Below are 21,232 nucleotides of genomic sequence, written 5' to 3' on the forward strand. Positions count from 1 at the left end.
CCCCGCCGGTCAGGCGGCGAAGGAGATGATTCACGTGTCCGCTACGCCCGTGCTGGCGTTGCGCGGAGTCTCCAAGCGGTTCGGCGCCGTCCAGGCGCTCACCGACGTAGACCTGGAGATCCACGCCGGTGAGGTGGTCGCCCTCGTCGGCGACAACGGCGCCGGCAAGTCGACGCTCGTCAAGACCATCGCCGGGGTCCACCCCATCGACGACGGCGCCATCGAGTGGGAGGGCCGGGCGGTCCGCATCAACCGCCCCAACGACGCCCAGGCCCTCGGCGTCGCCACCGTCTACCAGGACCTCGCGCTGTGCGACAACCTCGACGTCGTCGCCAACCTCTTCCTCGGCAGCGAGATCAAGACCGCCTCCGTGCTGGACGAGATCGCCATGGAGAAGCGCGCCAAGGAGCTGCTGGACACCCTGTCCATCCGCATCCCCAGCGTCCGCATCCCGGTCGCCTCGCTCTCCGGCGGCCAGCGCCAGGTCGTCGCCATCGCCCGCGCCCTGATCGGCGACCCCAAGGTCGTCATCCTGGACGAGCCCACCGCCGCCCTCGGCGTCGAGCAGACCGCACAGGTGCTCGACCTCGTGGAGCGGCTGCGCGAGCGCGGCCACGGCGTCATCCTCATCAGCCACAACATGGCCGACGTGCGCGCCGTCGCCGACAAGGTCGCCGTCCTGCGCCTGGGCCGAAACAACGGCGTCTTCCCCGTGCGGGACACCTCGCACGAAACGATCATCGCCGCCATCACGGGCGCCACGGACAACGCCGTCACCCGCCGCCAGGCCCGTACCGCCACCACCGCCGGCGCGAGCGCGACCGTCACGAAGGAGGACGCGAAGTGAGCGACCTCACCAAGACCCCCGAACCCGGCACCCCCGCCGACGGCCCCGGCACCGCGACGGCGCCGGCCGCCCCCGCGCCCGAGGCGTCCGCCGCGCCGATCCCGGCCGTCGACCCCCGCCTGCTGGTGCGCGAGGAGGGGCTGAAGGGCTACTGGACCGAGTTCACCCGCAAGGTCCGCGGCGGCGAGCTGGGCTCCCTGCCGGTCTTCATCGGCCTGATCGTCATCGCGATCGTGTTCCAGATGCAGAACGACAAATTCCTCTCGGCCAGCTCGGTCGCCAACATCGCCGTCTACAGCGCCGGCCTCGGCATCATGGCCGTCGGCATCGTCTTCGTGCTGATCCTCGGCGAGATCGACCTCTCGGTCGGCTCGGTCGCCGGCGTCGGCGCGGCCGTCTGGGCCGTGCTCAACGTCAGCAACGGCATGAACGACTGGCTCGCCGTCGCCATCGCCCTGCTCTCCGGCCTGGCGCTCGGCCTGCTGCACGGCGTGTTCTTCGCCAAGATCGGCGTGCCCGCCTTCGTCGTCACCCTGGCCGGCTTCCTCGGCTGGAGCGGCCTTCAGATCTGGATGCTCGGCTCCGAGGGCTCCATCAACACCCCCAGCGGCGGCATCGTCGAGAACCTCACCGGCTACTACTTCGAGGACAAGGCCGCCGCCTACGGCCTCGCCCTGGTCGCCGTCCTCGGCTACGCCGCCTCGCTGCTGCTGGACGCCAGGCGCCGCAAGGCCGCCGCCCTGCCCTCCCGCCCCGTCAGCGAGATCGTGCTGCGCACCGCCGTGGTCGCCGTCTTCTGCTTCGTCGTCGCCTACGTGCTCAACGAGCCCGAGGGCGCGCGCGGCCTGCCGCTGGCCCTGGTGCTGTTCCTCGCCGTGCTGGTCGTCGCCGACTTCGTCGCCCGCCGCACCACCTTCGGCCGCCAGGTCTTCGCCGTCGGCGGCAGCGCCGAGGCGGCCCGCCGCGCCGGCATCAACGTCGACCGCGTCCGCATCGTCGTCTTCGGCCTGTCCGGCATGCTCGCCGCCTTCGGCGGGCTCTTCGTGGCCAGCCTCTCCGGCGGCGCCACCAAGAACCTCGGCTCCGGCAACACCCTGATGCTGGTCATCGCCGCCGCCGTGATCGGCGGCACCAGCCTCTTCGGCGGCCGGGGCAAGGTCTGGTCCGCGCTCCTCGGCATGATCGTCATCCAGTCGATCCAGCAGGGGCTCAACCTGCTCGGCATGGCGAGTGAGATTCAGTACATGATCACCGGCGCGGTCCTGCTGGCCGCCGTGGTCATCGACTCCGTCTCCCGCCGCACCCAGAAAACCGCAGGTCGCGCGTAGTACGCACACCTCGTGCCCGGCACCGGTCAACCGGTGCCGGGCACTCCTGCGTCTGGGCCATCGGACTGATGCGCACCCCGTGGCCCCATCACCGTTTCCGGGAGCGGAACATTAGACTCGACCAAATCGGCAGCTCGACCAGCTCAACACGCAAGGAGGCACGGGTGGCTCTGCTGACCCGTATCACGGGCCCGCGCGATCTCGACCGGCTCTCCCCGGAGATGCTGGAGCAGTTGGCCGCGGAGATCCGGACCTTCCTGGTGGACGCCGTCTCCAAGACCGGCGGCCACCTCGGTCCCAACCTGGGAGTGGTCGAGCTGACCATCGCCCTGCACCGGGTCTTCGAATCGCCCAAGGACAGGATCCTCTGGGACACCGGCCACCAGTCCTACGTCCACAAGCTGCTCACCGGCCGCCAGGACTTCTCCAAGCTGAAGATGAAGGGCGGCCTGTCCGGCTACCCGGCGCGCGCCGAGTCCGAGCACGACGTCATCGAGAACAGCCACGCCTCCACGGTGCTCGGCTGGGCCGACGGCCTCGCCAAGGCCAACCAGATCCTGCGCCGCGACGACCACGTGGTCGCCGTCATCGGCGACGGCGCCCTCACCGGCGGCATGGCCTGGGAGGCGCTCAACAACATCGCCGAGGCCAAGGACCGCCCGCTGGTCATCGTCGTCAACGACAACGAGCGCTCCTACGCGCCCACCATCGGCGGCCTCGCCAACCACCTGGCGACCCTGCGCACCACCGACGGCTACGAGCGCTTCCTCGCCCGCACCAAGGACCTGCTGGACCGCACCCCGGTCGTCGGCCGCCCGCTGTACGAGACGCTGCACGGCGCGAAGAAGGGCCTGAAGGACTTCATCGCCCCCCAGGGCATGTTCGAGGACCTGGGCCTGAAGTACGTCGGACCCATCGACGGCCACGACATCGAGGCCCTGGAGTCCGCCCTGGTCCGCGCCAAGCGGTTCGGCGGCCCGGTCATCGTGCACTGCCTCACCGAGAAGGGCCGCGGCTACCAGCCCGCCCTCCAGGACGAGGCCGACCGCTTCCACGCCGTCGGCAAGATCCACCCCGACACCGGACTGCCCATCTCCTCCTCCGGCGCCGACTGGACCTCCGTCTTCGCCGACGAGATGGTCGAGCTGGGCCGCGAGCGCGAGGACGTCGTCGCCATCACCGCCGCCATGCTCCAGCCGGTCGGCCTGGACAAGTTCGCCAAGCACTTCCCCGACCGGGTCTTCGACGTCGGCATCGCCGAGCAGCACGGCGCGGTCTCCGCCGCCGGCCTCGCCACCGCCGGCCTGCACCCGGTCTTCGCCGTCTACGCCACCTTCCTCAACCGCGCCTTCGACCAGGTCCTGATGGACGTGGCGCTGCACAAGTGCGGCGTCACCTTCGTCCTGGACCGGGCCGGCGTCACCGGCACCGACGGCGCCTCCCACAACGGCATGTGGGACCTGTCCATCCTCCAGGTCGTCCCCGGCCTCAGGATCGCCGCCCCGCGCGACGCCGACCAGGTCCGCGCGCAGCTGCGCGAGGCCGTCGCCGTCAAGGACGCGCCCACCGTCGTCCGCTACAGCAAGGGCGCCGTCGGCCCCGCCGTGGAGGCCGTCGGCACGGTCGGCGGCATGGACGTGCTGCGCGAGCCCGGCACCGACACGCCCGACGTGCTCCTGGTCTCGGTCGGCGCGCTCGCGCCGATGTGCCTGGAGATCGCCGAGCTGCTCCAGGCCCAGGGCATCACCACCACCGTGGTCGACCCCCGCTGGGTCAAGCCCGTCGACGCGGCGCTGCCCCCGCTGGCCGCCGGCCACCGGGTGGTCGTCACCGTCGAGGACAACGGCCGCGTCGGCGGCGTGGGCTCCGCGATCGCCCAGGCCCTGCGGGACGCCGGCGTGGACCTGCCGCTGCGCGACTTCGGCATCCCGCAGCGCTTCCTCGACCACGCCTCGCGCGGCGAGGTCATGGCCGAGATCGGGCTGACCGCCCCGGACATCGCCCGCCAGGTCACCGGCCTGGTCTCCACCCTGGACGGCCTGGCCGACGAGAGCGCCGCCGGAAGCGCCCCGGACGCCGAGATCGCCTCCGTGCGACGCGACTGACCGTCAACCGCACCCGGCCGAAGGGGCCCGCCGTCCGGCGGGCCCCTTCGCCATGCGCCCCGCCCGCGCCCCGTCCGCCCCGTGGCCCCGTTGGACCGCCCGGAGTACCGTGAGGGCACCCGATCGGTCCTTTCGTGTGAACCGCCCCCCGCTGGGCAAGCGGCGACTTGTCCTTCCTCCCAATCATGGGTCGGAAGAGCCGATGGCGACGGAGGTACGCCGGTGAGTACCGCGCAGCAACCACGAGGCTCCGGAGTATTCCGGACCAAGAGCATCGAGCAGTCCATCCGCGACACCGAGGAACCGGAGCACGCGCTCCGCAAGTCCCTCTCCGCCTGGGACCTCACCGTCTTCGGCGTCGGCGTCATCATCGGCACCGGCATCTTCGTGCTGACCGGCAAGGTCGCCAAGGAGAACGCCGGACCGGCCACCGCCCTCGCCTTCGTCGCGGCCGGCATCGTCTGCGCCCTCGCCGCCCTGTGCTACGCCGAGTTCGCCTCCACCGTGCCGGTGGCCGGCTCCGCGTACACCTTCTCCTACGCCTCCATCGGCGAACTGCCCGCCTGGATCATCGGCTGGGACCTCGTCCTGGAGTTCGCGCTCGGCACGGCGGTGGTGGCCGTCGGCTGGTCGGGGTACGTCCGCTCGCTCCTGGACAACATCGGCTGGAACCTGCCGGCGTGGATGCAGGGCCCCGACGTGGCCGGCGGCACCTTCGACCTCCTCGCCTTCCTGCTGATCCTGGTCATCACCGCCGTCCTGGTCGTCGGCATGAAGCTGTCCGCCCGGATCACCTCCGTGGTCGTGGCGATCAAGGTCACCGTCGTCATGATCGTCATCATCGCCGGGCTGTTCTTCATCGTCGGCTCCAACTACTCGCCGTTCATCCCCGAGGCCGTCACCCCCGAGGGCGGCAGCTCCGGCTGGGACGCCCCGCTGGTCCAGACGATCTTCGGCTACGAGCCCACCAACTTCGGCGTCATGGGCATCTTCACCGCCGCCTCCGTGGTGTTCTTCGCCTTCATCGGCTTCGACGTGGTCGCCACGGCCGCCGAGGAGACCAAGCTCCCGCAGCGCGACATGCCCCGCGGCATCCTCGGCTCGCTGCTCATCTGCACCGTGCTGTACGTGGCGGTCTCACTGGTCGTCACCGGCATGCAGAACTACCAGGATCTGTCCGTCAGCGCCCCGCTCGCCGACGCCTTCAAGTCCGTCGGCCACCCGGTGTACGCCGGCATCATCAGCTTCGGCGCGGCCGTCGGCCTCACCACCGTCTGCCTGATCCTCTTCCTCGGCCAGACCCGGGTGTTCTTCGCGATGAGCCGCGACGGCCTGCTGCCCCGCTTCTTCTCCAAGACGCACCCGAAGTTCCAGACCCCCTACCGGCCCACCATCCTGCTCGGCGTGGTCATCGCCGTGGTGGCGGGCTTCACCAGCATCAACGAGCTGGCCACCCTGGTGAACATCGGCACCCTGTTCGCCTTCGTGGTGGTCGCCCTCGGCGTCATCGTGCTCCGCCGCACCCGCCCCGACCTGCACCGCGCCTTCCGCACCCCCTGGGTGCCGGTCCTGCCGATCGTCTCGGTCGCCGCGTCGTTCTGGCTGATGCTCAACCTGCCCGGCGAGACCTGGTTCCGCTTCGCCGTCTGGATGGCCATCGGCGTCGTCGTCTACTTCGCCTACGGGCGCTCCCACAGCCGCCTGGGCCGCGAGTCGCGGACCGTCGAGGGCACCTGACCGGCCGCCGGCCGACCTCCCGCCGGCCCCGACGCCCACCGGGCCCCGCCCGCCACTCAGGCGGCCGGGGCCCGGCCCCGTACGGCGCCGCCCCGCCGCTACCGCACCGTCCGCGGCCCCGCGCACTGCGCGCCGTGCGCCTCCACCCGCCGGCGCAGCTCGCGGTCGGCGGTGACCACGACGCACCGGCGGCCCGCCGCCCGCGCGGCCAGCTCCACGATGAGGTCGTCCCCGCTGCCGGACGCGGCCTCCACCCGGACGCCGGGGACGGCCGCCACGTCCCGGGCCCGGCCCTCCACCACCAGGACCACCTCCAGCGGTCCGGGCAGCCCGGCCGCGCCGCTCCCGGCCAGCGGGACCAGCCTGTCGCGCAGCCGCTCAGCCGCCCCGTGCCGGTCCCGCCACCAGCCGTCCGGCACCGAGCCCACCACATTGGCCCCGTCCACGATCAGCACCGCTCGTGCGTCTTCGGTCATGGCACCAGGGTGCCAGGGGTCACCTGGCCGGTTTTGGCCCGTACGGGTGGTCTCTCCGTAGAATCGTCCAATGACCACAGCGGGCCAGCACCACGGAACGGCCGACCTCCCCGGCGGCGGCGCGTACTTCCCGGACGACAGCCACGGCGCGTTCGACGAGCCGCCCTACGACCCGGCGTACGACGACATGCCGCCGCCCGAGGAGGACGGCCCCTTCCTGGAGGACCCGCACCGCACGGCGTCCCCGCGGCCGGAGCGGGTGCGCGACAGCACCGGCGAGAAGCCGCTCGACGTGCTCGCCCGGATCTTCGGCTACGACGCCTTCCGCGGCGAGCAGGGCGAGATCATCGAGCACGTGGTGGGCGGCGGCGACGCGCTGGTGCTGATGCCCACCGGCGGCGGCAAGTCGCTCTGCTACCAGATCCCGGCCCTGGTCCGCCGCGGCACCGGCGTGGTCATCTCCCCGCTGATCGCCCTCATGCAGGACCAGGTGGACGCCCTGCGCGCCCTCGGCGTCCGCGCCAACTTCCTCAACTCCACCCAGGATCTGGACGAACGCCGCCTGGTGGAGGCCGAGTTCGCGGCCGGCGAGCTGGACCTGCTCTACCTCGCGCCGGAGCGGCTGCGCGTCGAGTCCACCCTCGACCTGCTCGACCGCGGCACGATCTCGCTGTTCGCCATCGACGAGGCGCACTGTGTGGCGCAGTGGGGCCACGACTTCCGCCCGGACTACCTGCGGCTGTCGCAGTTGCACGAGCGCTGGCCCGAGGTGCCCCGGATCGCGCTGACCGCGACCGCCACGCCCGCCACCCACCGGGAGATCGCCGGCCGGCTGAAGCTGGACGAGGCCCGCCACTTCGTGGCCAGCTTCGACCGGCCGAACATCCAGTACCGCATCGCCCCGAAGAACGAGCCCAGGAAGCAGCTCCTGGACCTGCTGCGCGGCGAGCACGCCGGGGACGCCGGGATCGTCTACTGCCTCTCCCGCGCCTCGGTGGAGAAGACCGCGCAGTTCCTGGTGGACAGCGGCATCGACGCCGTCCCGTACCACGCCGGCCTGGACGCCCGCGTCCGCGCCGCCAACCAGTCCCGCTTCCTGCGCGAGGACGGCCTGGTGGTGGTCGCCACCATCGCCTTCGGCATGGGCATCGACAAGCCGGACGTGCGCTTCGTCGCCCACCTGGACCTGCCCAAGTCCGTGGAGGGCTACTACCAGGAGACCGGCCGCGCCGGCCGCGACGGACTGCCGTCCACCGCCTGGCTCGCCTACGGCCTCCAGGACGTCGTCCAGCAGCGCAAGATGATCGACGGCAGCGAGGGCGACGCCGAGCACCGCCGCCGCCTCACCGCCCACCTGGACGCCATGCTGGCGCTCTGCGAGACCGTGCAGTGCCGCCGGGTGCGGCTGCTGGCCTACTTCGGCCAGGAGTCCGGCCCCTGCGGCAACTGCGACACCTGCCTGACCCCGGCCGAGTCCTGGGACGGCACCGTCGCCGCGCAGAAGCTGCTGTCCACCATCGTGCGGCTCAAGCGCGAGCGGAACCAGAAGTTCGGCGCCGGGCAGATCATCGACATCCTGCTCGGCAAGAAGACCGCCAAGGTCATCCAATTCGACCACGACGCGCTCTCCGTCTTCGGCATCGGCACCGAGCTGCGCGAGGCCCAGTGGCGCGGCGTGGTCCGCCAGCTCCTGGCCCAGGGCCTGCTCTCCGTCGAGGGCGACTACGGCACCCTGGTGCTGACCGAAGCGTCCGGCGAGGTGCTCGGCGGCGGCCGCGAGGTGCCGCTGCGCAGCGAGCCGGAGCGCCCGGCCAGGGCGGCCGCGAAGTCCGGCGGCGGTTCCCGCAGGGCGGCCCCCGCCGCCGACCTGCCGCCGGAGGCCGCAGGGCTCTTCGAGCGGCTGCGCGCCTGGCGGGCCGCCACCGCCAAGGAGCAGGGCGTCCCGGCGTACGTCGTCTTCCACGACGCCACGCTCCGCGAGATCGCCACCACCCGCCCCGGCTCGCTCGCCGAGCTGGGCGGCGTCGGCGGCGTCGGCGAGAACAAGCTCGCCAAGTACGGCCAGTCCATCCTGGACACCCTGGCCGAGGAGGAGCCGGCCGGCTGACCGGGCGCACGCCGGAAGCGGGCCGTACGGGAGAGGTCACCTCTCCCGTACGGCCCGCCTGTGCGCATCCCCTACGCGGGGACGCTGGCGACGCCCGGGGCCAGGAACGGCTTGCCGTTCACCCGCTCCGAGACGCCCTCGCGGTCCAGGTACGGCGTGATGCCGCCCAGGTGGAAGGGCCAGCCGGCGCCGGTGATCAGGCACAGGTCGATGTCCTGCGCCTCGGCGACCACGCCCTCGTCCAGCATCAGGCCGATCTCCTGCGCGACCGCGTCCAGGACGCGGGCCCGCACCTGGTCCTCGGTCAGCACGGCGTCGCCCTGCTTGAGCAGCGCGGCGACCTCCGGGTCCAGCTCCGGCCTGCCGGAGTCGTAGACGTAGAAGCCGCGCTTGCCGGCCTCGACGACCGCCTTGAGGTTCGGCGAGACGGTGAAGCGCTCCGGGAAGGAGCGGTTCAGCGTCTCCGAGACGTGCAGGCCGATGGCCGGGCCGACCAGCTCCAGCAGCACCAGCGGCGACATCGGCAGGCCCAGCGGCTCCACGGCCTTCTCGGCGGTGGCGACCGGGGTGCCCTCGTCGATCACGTTCTGGATCTCGCCCATGAAGCGGGTCAGGATGCGGTTGACCACGAACGCTGGGGCGTCCTTGACCAGCACCGCGGTCTTCTTCAGCTTCTTGGCCACGCCGAACGCGGTGGCCAGCGCCGCGTCGTCGGTCTGCTCGCCGCGGACGATCTCCAGCAGCGGGAGGATGGCGACCGGGTTGAAGAAGTGGAAGCCGACGACCCGCTCGGGGTGCTTCAGCTTCGACGCCATCTCCGACACCGACAGCGAGGAGGTGTTGGTGGCGAGGATCGCGTGCGCCGGGGCGACCGCCTCGACCTCGGCGAACACCTTCTGCTTGACGCTCATCTCCTCGAACACGGCCTCGATGACGAAGTCCGCGTCCGCGAAGCCGGCGGCCTTGTCCAGCACGCCGGAGACCAGGCCCTTGAGCCGGTTCGCCTTGTCCTGGTTGATCCGGCCCTTGCCGAGCAGCTTCTCGATCTCGCCGTGGACGTAGCCCACGCCCTTGTCGATCCGCTCCTGGTCGATGTCGGTCAGCACGACCGGCACCTCCAGGCGGCGCAGGAACAGCAGCGCGAGCTGCGAGGCCATCAGGCCCGCGCCGACCACGCCGACCTTGGTGACCGGGCGGGCCAGCGACTTGTCCGGCGCGCCGGCCGGGCGCTTGCCGCGCTTCTGCACCAGGTTGAAGGCGTAGATCCCGCTGCGCAGCTCGCCGCCCATGATGAGGTCGGCCAGCGCGGCGTCCTCGGCGTCGAAGCCCTTCTGGACGTCGCCGTCCTTGGCCGCTGCGATGATCTCCAGCGCCCGGTACGCGGCCGGGGCCGCGCCGTGCACCTTGGAGTCGGCGATGGACCGGCCCCGGGCCACCGCCTGGTCCCAGCCCTCGCCGCGGTCGATCCCGGCGCGCTCGACGGCGATCTCGCCCTTGAGCACGGCCGCGGTCCAGTGCAGCGACTGCTCCAGGAAGTCCGCGCCTTCGAAGATCGCGTCGGCGATGCCCAGCTCGTGCACCTGGGCGCCCGTGAGCTGCTTGTTCTGGTTGAGCGAGTTCTCGATGATCACCGAGACCGCGCGGTCCGCGCCGATCAGGTTCGGCAGCAGCGCGCAGCCGCCCCAGCCCGGCACCAGGCCGAGGAAGACCTCGGGCAGCGAGAACGCCGGCAGCGACTTCGAGACGGTGCGGTAGGTGCAGTGCAGGCCGACCTCGACGCCGCCGCCCATCGCCGCGCCGTTGTAGTAGGCGAACGTCGGCACCGCCAGCGCGGACAGCCGCTTGAAGACCTCGTGGCCGCCCTTGCCGATGGCCAGCGCGTCCTCGTGGCGCTTCAGCAGCTCCACGCCCTTGAGGTCCGCGCCGACGGCGAAGATGAACGGCTTGCCGGTGATCCCGACGCCGACGACCGAGCCGTCCGCCGCCTCCTTCTCCACCTGGTCGATCGCGGCGTTGAGGTTGGCCAGCGACTGCGGGCCGAAGGTGGTCGGCTTGGTGTGGTCGTGCCCGTTGTCCAGCGTGATCAGCGCGAAGCGGCCGGCCCCGGCGGGCAGGTCGAAGTGGCGTACGTGGGCGGTGGTGACGACCTCGTCCGGGAACAGCTCGGCCGCACCCTTCAGAAGCTCTGCGGTGCTGCTCATGCCTTCTCCCCCTCGAAGTGCGGGTTCTCCCAGATCACGGTCGCGCCCATGCCGAAGCCGACGCACATGGTGGTGATGCCGTAGCGGACCTGCGGCTGCTCCTCGAACTGCCGGGCCAACTGGGTCATCAGCCGGACACCGGAGGAGGCCAGCGGGTGGCCGAAGGCGATCGCGCCGCCGTACTGGTTGACCCGGGCGTCGTCGTCGGCGATGCCGTAGTGGTCCAGGAAGGCGAGCACCTGCACGGCGAACGCCTCGTTGATCTCGAACAGCCCGATGTCGCCGATCGACAGGCCCGCCTTGGCGAGCGCCTTCTCGGTGGCCGGGATCGGGCCGTAGCCCATGACCTCCGGCTCCACACCGGCGTACGCGAAGGACACCAGCCGCATCTTGACCGGCAGCCCGTGCTCGCGGGCGAAGTCCTCGGAGGCCACCAGCGAGGCGGTCGCGCCGTCGTTGAGGCCGGCCGCGTTGCCCGCGGTGACGTGGCCGTGGACCCGGAACGGGGTCTTCAGCCCGGCGAGGTTCTCCAGCGTGGTGCCCGGGCGCATCGGCTCGTCCGCCGTGACCAGGCCCCAGCCGGTCTCACCGGCCTCGGCGTTGGTGCGGCGCACCGAGACCGGCACCAGGTCGGCCTGGATCTTGCCGTCCGCGTACGCCTTGGCCGCCTTCTCCTGGCTGCGCACCGCGTACTCGTCGGCCCGCTGCTTGGTGATGTGCGGGTAGCGGTCGTGCAGGTTCTCCGCCGTCATGCCCATGAACAGGGCGGACTCGTCGACCAGCTTCTCGCTGACGAAGCGCGGGTTGGGGTCGACGCCCTCGCCCATCGGGTGGCGGCCCATGTGCTCGACACCGCCGGCGATCACCGCGTCGTACGCGCCGAAGGCGATGGAGCCGGCCGTCGCGGTCACCGCGGTCATCGCGCCGGCGCACATCCGGTCGATGGAGTACCCCGGCACCGACTGCGGCAGGCCCGCCAGGATGCCCGCGGTCCGGCCGATGGTCAGGCCCTGGTCGCCGATCTGCGTGGTCGCCGCGATGGCCACCTCGTCGATCTTGGCGGGGTCCAGGTCCGGGTTGCGGCGCAGCAGCTCCCGGATGGCCTTCACGACGAGGTCGTCGGCACGGGTCTCGTGGTAGACGCCCTTCGGGCCCGCCTTGCCGAACGGGGTGCGGACGCCGTCGACGAAGACGACGTCCCTGACGGTACGAGGCACGATGGCTCTCCTCCAGGGTGCGGGATGGCACTGCTGCGGCGCACACGGCTAAGCGCGCGCTCGGTCTCCATGCTACTTACGGGTAACCACACTGCCCAGTCCCCCCGCCGACAGCGGTGAACGTCACACCCCGTCACCCCGGACACGACGACGCCCCCCTCCGTACCGAAGGGGGGCGTCAGCACCCGTCACTCAGCTCTTCTCCACCGCCGTCAGCGCGCCCACCAGCACCGGAGTCACCTGCTCCACCTGCCAGGGCCGCGCCCCGTGCCCGGCCAGCGCGGCGGCCACCGCGTCCGCGGTCGGCTCGGCCGGCGGCTCCCAGCACACCCGGCGCACCGTGTCCGGGGTGATCAGGTTCTCCGGCGGCAGGTTCAGCGCCTCCGCCAGGGCGGTCACCGCCGCCCGGGCGGCGCTCAGCCGCGCCGCCGCCGCCGGGTCCTTGTCGGCCCACGCCCGCGGCGGCGGCGGACCGGTCACCACCTGGCCCTGCGCCGGCAGCCGGTCCTCCGGCAGCGCCCGGGCCCGGTCCACCGCGCCCTGCCACTGCTCCAACTGACGCCGCCCCTGCCGCTGCCCGAAGCCGTTCAGCGCGGAGAGCGCGGCCACGTCCACCGGCAGCGCCAGGGCCGCCTCCACGATCGCCGCGTCCCCCAGCACCTTGCCCGGCGAGACGTCCCGGCGCTGCGCGATCCTGTCCCGCAGCGTCCACATCTCCCGCACCACCGCCATCTGGCGGCGCCGGCGCACCCGGTGCATCCCGGACGTACGCCGCCAGGGGTCCTTGCGGGGCGGGGCCGGGGGAGCGGCGGCGATCGCGGCGAACTCCTGCCGCGCCCACTCCAGCTTCCCCTGCCCGTCCAGCTCCTCCTCCAGGGCGTCGCGCAGGTCGCGCAGCAGCTCGACGTCGAGCGCGGCGTAGCGCAGCCACGGCTCGGGCAGCGGGCGGGTGGACCAGTCCACCGCCGAGTGCCCCTTCTCCAGCGCGTAGCCGAGCACGCTCTCCACCATCGCGCCGAGCCCGACCCGCGGGAAACCGGCCAGCCGCCCGGCCAGCTCGGTGTCGAACAGCGTCGTCGGCACCATGCCTATGTCCCGCAGGCACGGCAGGTCCTGGGTGGCCGCGTGCAGGATCCATTCGGCGTCGCCGAGCACCTCGCCCAGCGCGGTCAGGTCCGGGCAGCCCACCGGATCGATCAGCGCGGTGCCCGCGCCCTCGCGCCGCAACTGCACCAGATAGGCCCGCTGCCCGTAGCGGTATCCGGACGCCCGCTCGGCGTCCACCGCCACCGGCCCGCGGCCCGCCGCGAAGGCGGCGACCACCTCGGCCAGGGCATGCTCGTCGGCCACCACCGGCGGGATTCCCTCACGGGGCTCCAGCAGCGGGATGGGCGCTCCGCCGACCGCGACGCCTGCCGCCGCGTCGTCCGGAGGGCCGCCCCCGGCGGTGCGCAGTACGGTCTCGGCTGCGGTCTCTCGGGCGTCCGTCACCTGTCAACAATATCCGTGAACGGCGGAAGCCCGTCGCCGGAACGTTCCGTCGACGGGCTTCCGAAGGCGCGGTATCCGGTCAGTGGATGATCCCGGTGCGCAGCGCCACCGCGACCATCCCGGCCCGGTCGCCCGTGCCGAGCTTGCGAGCGATTCTCGCCAGGTGGCTCTTGACGGTCAGCGCGGACAGGCCCATCGAGACGCCGATGGCCTTGTTCGACTGGCCTTCGGCCACCAGCCGCAGCACCTCGACCTCGCGGCCGGACAGCTCCCGGTAGCCGCCCGGGTGGCTCGGGGCGCCCGGGGGGCGGCGGTGCAGCCGCGCGGCCGCGGCGCCGATCGGCGCGGCGCCGTGCCGCGTCGGGTGCCCGATGTTCGTACGCGTGCCGGTGACGACGTAGCCCTTGACGCCGCCCGCCAGGGCGTTGCGCACGGCGCCGATGTCGTCCGCGGCCGACAGCGCCAGGCCGTTGGGCCAGCCCGCCGCGCGGGTCTCGGACAGCAGGGTCAGCCCGGAACCGTCGGGCAGGTGGACGTCGGCCACGCAGATGTCACGCGGGCTGGCGATGCGCGGGCGGGCCTCCGCGATCGACGACGCCTCGATGACGTCCCGGACGCCGAGCGCCCAGAGGTGGCGGGTGACGGTGGAGCGGACTCGGGGATCGGCCACGACCACCATGGCCGTGGGCTTGTTGGGCCGGTAGGCGGTCAGGCTTGCGGGCTGCTCGAGGAGAACGGACACCAAACCTCCAGGGGAAGGTGTGGGACACCGGCTCGGGGAAAAGCCGGGCGAACCGTGTGTGATGGGTCACAAACCTCTTCGGCAGCCCGAGCCTCCGCCTTTAGGGAAAGATCACGATCTAGTGAGTGGCAATCGCGGCGACTAGGACACCTGACCGGACGGCGGGGTCCTGCGCGAGGCGCGGCGACCGGTACGACGATCGCAGGGGCCCGCCGCCCGACGAGTCGGACGGCGGGCCCCTGCGAGGCGGGCGGACGCCGCGCTACGGCCGGCGCGGACCGCGGCGCTGGGGGAGGGAGACGACGCCGGCGGCGCCGGGGCCGTCCGGCTGCGCCGGGACGGCCGGCGGAAGCCCCGCCACCTGGCACAGCAGGTCGCACCAGGCGGCCAGGTGCGCCGCCGTGTCCGGCACCCCGCCGCGGCCCTCGCGCGGCGTCCAGGACGCCCGGATCTCGATCTGGGTGGCCGGCCGCCGGTCCGCGAGCCCGCCGAAGTAGAAGGAGCCCGCCCGCGTCACCGTCCCGGACGCCTCGTCGTAGGGCAGGCCCCGGGCCTCCAGCGCCCCGGTCAGCCACGTCCAGCACACCTCCGGCAGCAGCGGGTCGGCCGCCATCTCCGGCTCCAGCTCGGCGCGGACGAGCGTCACCAGACGGAAGGCGCCCTGCCACGCCTCGTGCCCGGACGGGTCGTGGAGCAGGACGAGCCGGCCGTCGGCCAGGTCCTCGTCCTCCGCGACGACCGCCGCCTCCAGGGCGTACGCGTACGGCGCGAGCCGCTTGGGCGCCGGGGCGGTGTCCAGCTCGATCTCCGGCCGCATCCGCACCGACGTCAGCCCGTCCACCGCGCGCCGGAAGGCCGGCGGCGCCGACGGGGCGGACTCCTCCCGCCCGGAGTCGGCGGCTCCGCCGCCCCCCGCCTCGGAGTGCCCTGAGTGTTCGGAGAACTGTCCCTGCGCCGCAGCCATGCCGGGAAGGGTAGGCGGAAGGAGCGCCGCACACCGGCAGGGACACCCGCGCCACGCGAGCCGGTTGCCCACGCATGCGAAGATTCCGTGCGTGAGTGCCAACGGACGCCCCTCGGGCCAGCAGACCCCGCCCCCGCAGACCTACGACTCCGCGTTCCTCCGGGCGTGCCGGCGGGAGCCCGTCCCGCACACGCCGGTGTGGTTCATGCGGCAGGCGGGGCGTTCGCTGCCGGAGTACCTGAAGGTGCGCGAGGGCATCCCCATGTTGGAGTCCTGCATGCGGCCCGAGCTGGTCACCGAGATCACCCTTCAGCCGGTGCGCCGCCACCAGGTCGACGCGGCGATCTACTTCAGCGACATCGTGGTGCCGCTGAAGGCCATCGGCGTCGACCTCGACATCAAGCCGGGCGTCGGCCCGGTGGTGGCCGAGCCGATCCGCACCCGGGCCGACCTGGAGCGGCTGCGCGAGCTGACCCCGGACGACGTGCACTACGTCACCGAGGCGATCGGGATGCTCACCGGCGAGCTGGGCGCCACCCCGCTGATCGGCTTCGCCGGCGCCCCGTTCACCCTCGCCAGCTACCTGGTCGAGGGCGGCCCGTCGCGCAACCACGAGCACACCAAGGCCCTGATGTACGGCGACCCGCAGCTCTGGGCCGACCTGCTGGACCGCCTCGCCGGCATCACCGCCGCCTTCCTGAAGGTGCAGATCGAGGCCGGCGCCTCGGCGGTGCAGCTCTTCGACTCCTGGGTCGGCGCGCTGTCCCCGGCCGACTACCGCCGCTCGGTGATGCCGGCCTCGGCGAAGGTGTTCGAGGCGGTCGCCGGCTACGGCGTCCCGCGCATCCACTTCGGCGTCGGCACCGGCGAGCTACTGGGCCTGATGGGCGAGGCCGGCGCGGACGTCGTCGGCGTCGACTGGCGGGTGCCGATGGACGAGGCCGCCCGCCGGGTCGGCCCCGGCAAGGCGCTCCAGGGCAACCTCGACCCGGCCGTGCTGTTCTCCACCCCGGAGGCGGTCGAGGCCAAGACCGACGAGGTGCTGGCCGCCGCGTCCGGCCTGGAGGGCCACGTCTTCAACCTGGGCCACGGCGTGCTGCCCGCCACCGACCCGGGCGCGCTGACCCGCCTGGTGGAGTACGTCCACGAGAGGACCGCCGCGCGCGGCTGAGCGCACGAGCGGGAGAAGGGGGCCGGCGCCCGGACAGGGCGCCGGCCCCCTTCTCGCGTGCGCCCGGCTATCCCGCATCCCGCACCTTGGTCACCGCCTTGCGGGCCGCGACCTGCACCGGGTCCCAGACCGGCGAGAAGGGCGGGGCGTACCCCAGGTCCAGGGTGGTGACCTGCTCCACGCTCATCCCCGCGGTCAGCGCCACCGCCGCGATGTCGACCCGCTTGGCCGCGCCCTCCCGGCCGACGATCTGGCAGCCGAGGAGGCGGCCGGTGCGGCGCTCGGCGAGCATCTTCACCGTCATCGGGGCCGCGCCCGGGTAGTAGCCGGCCCGGCTGGTCGACTCGACGGTGGCGGTGACGTACTGGAGGCCCACGGCTCGGGCGTCCCTCTCCCGCAGCCCGGTGCGGGCGATCTCCAGGTCGCAGACCTTGCTGACGGCGGTGCCGACCGCGCCGGGGAAGACCGCGTAGCCGCCGCCGACGTTGGCCCCGATGATCTGGCCGTGCTTGTTGGCGTGGGTGCCCAGCGGCAGGTGCCGCTCCCGGCCGGAGACCAGGTCCAGCACCTCCACGCAGTCCCCGCCGGCCCACACGTTCTCCTGGCCGCGCACCCGCATCGACAGATCGGTGAGCAGCCCCCCGTACCCGCCGAGCGGCAGCCCGGCGTCCCGCGCCAGAGCGGTCTCCGGGGCCACGCCCATGCCGAGGACCACCACGTCCGCCGGGTACTCGGCGTCGTCCGTGGCCACCGCCCGCACCCCGCCGTCCTCACCGGTGAGGATCCTGGTGACGTCCGCGCCGGCGACCGTCTCGATGCCCATGCCGTCCATCGCCCGGCGCACCAGCCCGCCCATGTCCGGGTCGAGCGTGGACATCGGCTGCTCGCCCCGGTTGAGCACGGTCACCCGGTAGCCGCGCCGCAGCATCGCCTCGGCCATCTCGACGCCGATGTAACCGGCGCCGACGACCACCGCCCGCCGCCCGTGGTCGCCCTCCAGCCGCTCCAGGCCGTCCAGCAGCGCCTGCCCGTCGTCCAGTGTCTGCACCCCGTGGACCCCCGGCGCGTCGATCCCGGGCAGCGGCGGCCGCACCGGGCGCGCCCCGGTGGCGACGACCAGCTTGTCGTAGCCGGTCCACGCCTCCTCGCCGGTGTCCACCTGCCGGGTGCGGACCCGGCAGCCGTCCACGTCCAGCTCCGTCACCTCAGTCCGCAGCCGCAGGTCGATGCCGCGCTCGCGGTGCTGCTCGGCGGTGCGGGCGATCAGCGCGTCCGGGCCGTCCACCTCGCCGCCGACCCAGTAGGGGATGCCGCAGGCGGAGTACGAGGTGAAGTGGCCCCGCTCGAAGGCGGTGATCTCCAGTTCGTCCGGGCCCTTCAGCCGTCTGGCCTGCGACGCGGCCGCCATGCCCGCCGCGTCCCCGCCGATGACCACCAGTCGTTCGCGTCCCTTGGATGCCATGGCCGACACGCTACGCGGCCGGGCGCGGCCGTCTGAGAGAGTGGCGGCATGAACGGCATCAACGGCGCGCAGACGGCGCGGACTCCCGGCAGGGGGCACGGCGGCGGGCGCACCGTCGTCATCGGCGGCGGCATCGCGGGACTGGCGGCCGCCCACCGGCTCGCCGCCGCCGGGGCGCGCGTCACGCTGCTGGAGGCGACCACCCGGCTCGGCGGCAAGCTGGAGGCGGGGGAGCTGGCGGGCGCCCCGGTCGACCTGGGCGCGGAGTCGATGCTGGCCCGCCGGCCGGAGGCGGTGGAGCTGGCCCGCGCGGTCGGCCTCGCCGACCGGCTCCAGCCGCCGGCCACCGCGACCGCCGCCGTCTGGACCCGGGACGCGCTGCGGCCGATGCCCAAGGGCCACGTGATGGGCGTGCCCGGGGACGCGGCCGCGCTCACCGGGCTGCTGTCGGCCGAGGGCACCGCCCGGATCGCGGCGGAGGGCGATCTGCCGCCGCTCGACCCGGACCGGATCGGCGACGACGTCGCCGTCGGCGAGCTGGTGGCCGCCCGGTTGGGCCGCGAGGTGGTGGACCGGCTCGTCGAGCCGCTGCTCGGCGGGGTCTACGCGGGGGACGCCTACCGCATCTCGCTGCGCGCGGCCGTGCCCAAGCTGTACGAGGAGGCCCGCCGGCACCCCAGCCTGACCGAGGCGGTAAGGGCGGTGCAGCGCGCCGCCGCCGGCGCGAGCGGCCCCGCCTTCATGGGCATCGCCGGCGGGATCGGCGCCCTGCCCGGCGCGGTCGCCGACGCGGTCACCGCGCTCGGGGGCGAGATCCGGCTGGACGCCCCCGTGCACGAGCTGACCCGCACGGCAAGCGGCTGGCGGGTGCGCAGCGGCGCCGAGCTGATCGAGGCCGAGTCCGTGGTGCTGGCCGCGCCCGCCTGGTCGGCCTCCGAACTGCTGGCCCGCCTCGCTCCGGCCGCCTCCGCCGAACTGGCCGCTGTGGAGTACGCGTCGATGGCCCTGGTCACCCTCGCCTACCGGCGCGCGGACGCGGAGGCGGTGCTGCCGGCCGGCTCCGGCTTCCTGGTCCCGCCGGTGGACGGCCGCACCATCAAGGCGTCCACCTTCTCCTCCCGCAAGTGGCGCTGGACCGACGAGGGTTCGGACGACCTGTTCCTCCTGCGCACCTCGGTGGGGCGGCACGCCGAGGAGGAGCACCTGCACCGCGAGGACGCCGAACTGGTCGCCGCCTCCCGCACCGACCTGGCCGCCGCCACCGGGCTGGCCGCGGCCCCGGTCGCCTCGGTCGTCACCCGCTGGACCGGCGGCCTGCCGCAGTACCCGGTGGGGCATCTGCGGCGGGTGGAGCGGATCCGCGCCGCGGTGGCCGGACTGCCCGGCCTGGCGGTCTGCGGCGCGGCGTACGACGGGGTCGGCATCCCCGCCTGTGTGGCGAGCGCGCACCGCGCCGCGGACGAGATCCTCGCCGCGGCGACCCTGGCGTACGGCACCGCGGGCGGGGGGCGAGAATAGAGCCATGAGTGCGCCCGAAAAGATCCCGAACGCCGGCAAGAAGGCGAAGGACCTCAACGAGGTCATCCGCTACACGCTGTGGTCCGTCTTCAAGCTGCGCGACGTGCTGCCCGCCGACCGCGCCGGCTACGCCGACGAGGTCCAGGAGCTGTTCGACCAGCTCGCCGAGAAGGACGTCACCGTCCGCGGCACCTACGACCTCTCCGGTCTGCGCGCCGACGCCGACCTGATGATCTGGTGGCACGCCGAGACCAGCGACGCCCTCCAGGACGCGTACAGCCTCTTCCGCCGCACGCGGCTCGGGCGCGCGCTGGAGCCGGTCTGGTCGAACATGGCGCTGCACCGCCCGGCCGAGTTCAACAAGTCGCACATCCCGGCGTTCCTCGCCGACGAGCAGGCGCGCGACTACGTCAGCGTCTATCCCTTCGTGCGCTCCTACGACTGGTACCTGCTGCCCGACGAGGACCGCCGCCGGATGCTCGCCGACCACGGCAAGATGGCCCGCGGCTACCCGGACGTGCGCGCCAACACGGTCGCCTCGTTCTCGCTCGGCGACTACGAGTGGATCCTGGCCTTCGAGGCGGACGAGCTGTACCGGATCGTGGACCTGATGCGCCATCTGCGGGCCTCCGAGGCGCGGATGCACGTCCGCGAGGAGGTGCCGTTCTACACCGGCCGCCGCAAGTCGGTGGCGGACCTGGTGGCCGGGCTGGCGTAAGCGGGCCCACCACCGGACCGCTGCCTCGCCAGGGTTGCGGTCACCCTTCCGCGGGAGACCCGCGGTCCGGAAGATCAGAGGGCCGGCGACGGCGCCGGTGGACGCGCACCCGCGTGTCCACCGCCCGGCCGCCGACCGCTCCAGCGACACCGGACCGCCGTGACGGGTCCCGCTCCGGGTGCGGCGCGCGTCCCTCAGGACGCGCGCCGCACCCTTCGTCGTACGAGCGTGAAGGACCAGGCGGGCCGGCGGGTGCGCGGGGTGGCGGCCCGTCAGCGGATGCCGAGCTCGCGCGGGTGCGGTGAGGTGAGCGCGGCCCGCAGCGCCTCGTCGTCCAGGGCGCCGACGCCGCCGACCGCGACGGCGGCCAGCGGGTCGCCGGTGCTCAGCCTTCGCAGCATCCGCCGCCCGGCGGGGGAGGCCCAGCCCGTGTACGGGCGGCATTCGAAGCGGGCGATCACCAGGCAGCCCAGGGTGAGCACCAACGGCAGGCCGAACCAGGCCAGTTCGGGCGCCGCGGGGGTGTGCTGCGCGGGCAGCAGCAGTGCGGCGGTCAGGGCCAGCACCACGGTCAGCGCGGCGGCGCCCCGTACCGCGCGCACCGCCGACCGCACCGCGGCCCGGGTGGCGTCGGGCACCGCGAGTCCGCTGAACACCAGCTTGTCGGCCAGGGTGCGCACCGGTTGGTCCGCCGACGCCCCGGCCCGTACCGCCGCTATCGGCGACTGCCCCTCGGGGCCTATCGCGGTGAGGACGGAGCGCTCCCACTCGTCCCCGCCCTCCGGCCGCACCACGGTCGCCCAGCCGGTGCGGGCCAGCAGCAGGCGCTGCCGCCGATGCATCGAGACCATGGTCAGCTCGGCCACCCGGTCCGGGCCGCCGGCCAGGAACGCCGCCTCGTGCAGCGTGAGTCCGGCGGAGGCCAGGGCGCGCCGGACGCCGCCCGTGTGCCGGTCGGCGAGGGCGGCGGCGGTCAGGCACAGCTTCGCGACGCTGAGCGCCGCGGCGGCCCAGGTGACCAGCAGGAGAGGGAGCCAGAGCATGCCGGATTTCTACGTCACCGGGGCGCGGAACCGCCACGGCATATTCACCATGTGGACGCGGCCCGGTGACGTAGAAATCCGGCATGCTCTGGCTCCCTCTCCTGC

At 73.3% G+C, this 21,232-nt stretch carries 16 protein-coding genes; 8 read left to right on the plus strand and 8 right to left on the minus strand.

The features are described 5' to 3' along the window. Positions 1-25: 25 nt before the first annotated feature. From C6N75_RS25545 to C6N75_RS25560, 4 genes are all read left to right on the plus strand, one after another. The gene (locus tag C6N75_RS25545; RefSeq protein WP_105871255.1) at positions 26-847 is read left to right on the plus strand and encodes an ATP-binding cassette domain-containing protein; all 822 of its coding nucleotides are present in this window, start codon (positions 26-28) and stop codon (positions 845-847) included. After that, the gene (locus C6N75_RS25550; protein WP_105871239.1) at positions 844-2,175 is read left to right on the plus strand and encodes a sugar ABC transporter permease; all 1,332 of its coding nucleotides are present in this window, start codon (positions 844-846) and stop codon (positions 2,173-2,175) included. Before C6N75_RS25545 ends, C6N75_RS25550 begins: the two co-directional genes overlap by 4 nt. A gap of 164 nt (positions 2,176-2,339) precedes the next feature. Next, entirely contained in the window at positions 2,340-4,280 is a 1,941-nt protein-coding gene (dxs, locus tag C6N75_RS25555; protein ID WP_105871240.1) for a 1-deoxy-D-xylulose-5-phosphate synthase, read from the plus strand. 222 nt (positions 4,281-4,502) lie between these two features. Next, on the plus strand, positions 4,503-6,017 hold the full coding sequence (locus C6N75_RS25560; protein WP_105871241.1) for an amino acid permease: 1,515 nt from the start codon (positions 4,503-4,505) through the stop codon (positions 6,015-6,017). A gap of 98 nt (positions 6,018-6,115) precedes the next feature. Here the strand turns inward: C6N75_RS25560 and C6N75_RS25565 are convergent, their stop codons facing one another. Beyond that, a complete protein-coding gene (locus C6N75_RS25565) occupies positions 6,116-6,493 on the minus strand; it encodes a PIN domain-containing protein (protein WP_105871242.1) in 378 nt (125 codons plus the stop codon). Positions 6,494-6,563: 70 nt separating this feature from the next. On the opposite strand from C6N75_RS25565, the gene recQ reads away from it, so the two are divergent. Continuing rightward, positions 6,564-8,600, plus strand: coding sequence for a DNA helicase RecQ (recQ, locus tag C6N75_RS25570; RefSeq protein WP_407703275.1), 2,037 nt, complete (start codon positions 6,564-6,566; stop codon positions 8,598-8,600). A gap of 71 nt (positions 8,601-8,671) precedes the next feature. On the opposite strand, the gene C6N75_RS25575 is transcribed toward recQ, so the two are convergent. The 5 genes from C6N75_RS25575 to C6N75_RS25605 form a co-directional block, all read right to left on the minus strand. Then, the gene (locus tag C6N75_RS25575) at positions 8,672-10,801 is read right to left on the minus strand and encodes a 3-hydroxyacyl-CoA dehydrogenase NAD-binding domain-containing protein (RefSeq protein ID WP_105871243.1); all 2,130 of its coding nucleotides are present in this window, start codon (positions 10,799-10,801) and stop codon (positions 8,672-8,674) included. Further along, a complete protein-coding gene (locus C6N75_RS31160) occupies positions 10,798-12,018 on the minus strand; it encodes a thiolase family protein (RefSeq protein ID WP_219852916.1) in 1,221 nt (406 codons plus the stop codon). Before C6N75_RS31160 ends, C6N75_RS25575 begins: the two co-directional genes overlap by 4 nt. A gap of 192 nt (positions 12,019-12,210) precedes the next feature. Beyond that, the gene (locus tag C6N75_RS25595) at positions 12,211-13,509 is read right to left on the minus strand and encodes a ribonuclease D (RefSeq protein WP_105871247.1); all 1,299 of its coding nucleotides are present in this window, start codon (positions 13,507-13,509) and stop codon (positions 12,211-12,213) included. 79 nt (positions 13,510-13,588) lie between these two features. Beyond that, positions 13,589-14,251, minus strand: a complete 663-nt coding sequence (locus tag C6N75_RS25600) for a response regulator transcription factor (RefSeq protein ID WP_105871248.1) — start codon at positions 14,249-14,251, stop codon at positions 13,589-13,591. 262 nt (positions 14,252-14,513) lie between these two features. Further along, a complete protein-coding gene (locus C6N75_RS25605; RefSeq protein WP_105871249.1) occupies positions 14,514-15,215 on the minus strand; it encodes a DUF3000 domain-containing protein in 702 nt (233 codons plus the stop codon). 91 nt (positions 15,216-15,306) lie between these two features. Here C6N75_RS25605 and hemE point away from each other — a divergent pair, with 91 nt between their 5' ends. Beyond that, the gene (hemE, locus tag C6N75_RS25610) at positions 15,307-16,386 is read left to right on the plus strand and encodes a uroporphyrinogen decarboxylase (RefSeq protein ID WP_105871250.1); all 1,080 of its coding nucleotides are present in this window, start codon (positions 15,307-15,309) and stop codon (positions 16,384-16,386) included. A 67-nt stretch (positions 16,387-16,453) separates the two neighbouring features. Here hemE and C6N75_RS25615 read toward each other — a convergent pair whose 3' ends face one another. Then, positions 16,454-17,848, minus strand: coding sequence for an FAD-dependent oxidoreductase (locus tag C6N75_RS25615; RefSeq protein ID WP_105871251.1), 1,395 nt, complete (start codon positions 17,846-17,848; stop codon positions 16,454-16,456). 48 nt (positions 17,849-17,896) lie between these two features. On the opposite strand from C6N75_RS25615, the gene hemG reads away from it, so the two are divergent. After that, entirely contained in the window at positions 17,897-19,366 is a 1,470-nt protein-coding gene (hemG, locus tag C6N75_RS25620) for a protoporphyrinogen oxidase (protein WP_105871252.1), read from the plus strand. A gap of 4 nt (positions 19,367-19,370) precedes the next feature. Further along, on the plus strand, positions 19,371-20,084 hold the full coding sequence (hemQ, locus tag C6N75_RS25625; protein ID WP_105871253.1) for a hydrogen peroxide-dependent heme synthase: 714 nt from the start codon (positions 19,371-19,373) through the stop codon (positions 20,082-20,084). Between the two features lie 272 nt (positions 20,085-20,356). On the opposite strand, the gene C6N75_RS25630 is transcribed toward hemQ, so the two are convergent. Next, positions 20,357-21,127 carry a TIGR04222 domain-containing membrane protein gene (locus C6N75_RS25630; RefSeq protein ID WP_105871254.1) on the minus strand — a complete coding sequence of 257 codons (771 nt, stop codon included), beginning with the start codon at positions 21,125-21,127 and terminating at the stop codon, positions 20,357-20,359. Between the last annotated feature and the right edge of the window lie 105 nt (positions 21,128-21,232).

This window comes from Streptomyces solincola (assembly GCF_002982015.1).
In the GTDB taxonomy this organism is placed as follows: Bacteria; Actinomycetota; Actinomycetes; order Streptomycetales; family Streptomycetaceae; genus Streptomyces; species Streptomyces solincola.

Excerpts from the sequence above, each read along its gene's own strand:
- C6N75_RS25605 (WP_105871249.1), bottom strand. The coding sequence starts at position 15,215 with ATGGCTGCGGCGCAGGGACAGTTCTCCGAACACTCAGGGCACTCCGAG.
- C6N75_RS25575 (WP_105871243.1), bottom strand. The coding sequence starts at position 10,801 with ATGAGCAGCACCGCAGAGCTTCTGAAGGGTGCGGCCGAGCTGTTCCCG.
- C6N75_RS25630 (WP_105871254.1), bottom strand. The coding sequence starts at position 21,127 with ATGCTCTGGCTCCCTCTCCTGCTGGTCACCTGGGCCGCCGCGGCGCTC.
- C6N75_RS25565 (WP_105871242.1), bottom strand. The coding sequence starts at position 6,493 with ATGACCGAAGACGCACGAGCGGTGCTGATCGTGGACGGGGCCAATGTG.
- hemG (WP_105871252.1), top strand. The coding sequence starts at position 17,897 with ATGAACGGCATCAACGGCGCGCAGACGGCGCGGACTCCCGGCAGGGGG.
- hemQ (WP_105871253.1), top strand. The coding sequence starts at position 19,371 with ATGAGTGCGCCCGAAAAGATCCCGAACGCCGGCAAGAAGGCGAAGGAC.
- C6N75_RS25545 (WP_105871255.1), top strand. The coding sequence starts at position 26 with ATGATTCACGTGTCCGCTACGCCCGTGCTGGCGTTGCGCGGAGTCTCC.
- recQ (WP_407703275.1), top strand. The coding sequence starts at position 6,564 with ATGACCACAGCGGGCCAGCACCACGGAACGGCCGACCTCCCCGGCGGC.
- C6N75_RS25615 (WP_105871251.1), bottom strand. The coding sequence starts at position 17,848 with ATGGCATCCAAGGGACGCGAACGACTGGTGGTCATCGGCGGGGACGCG.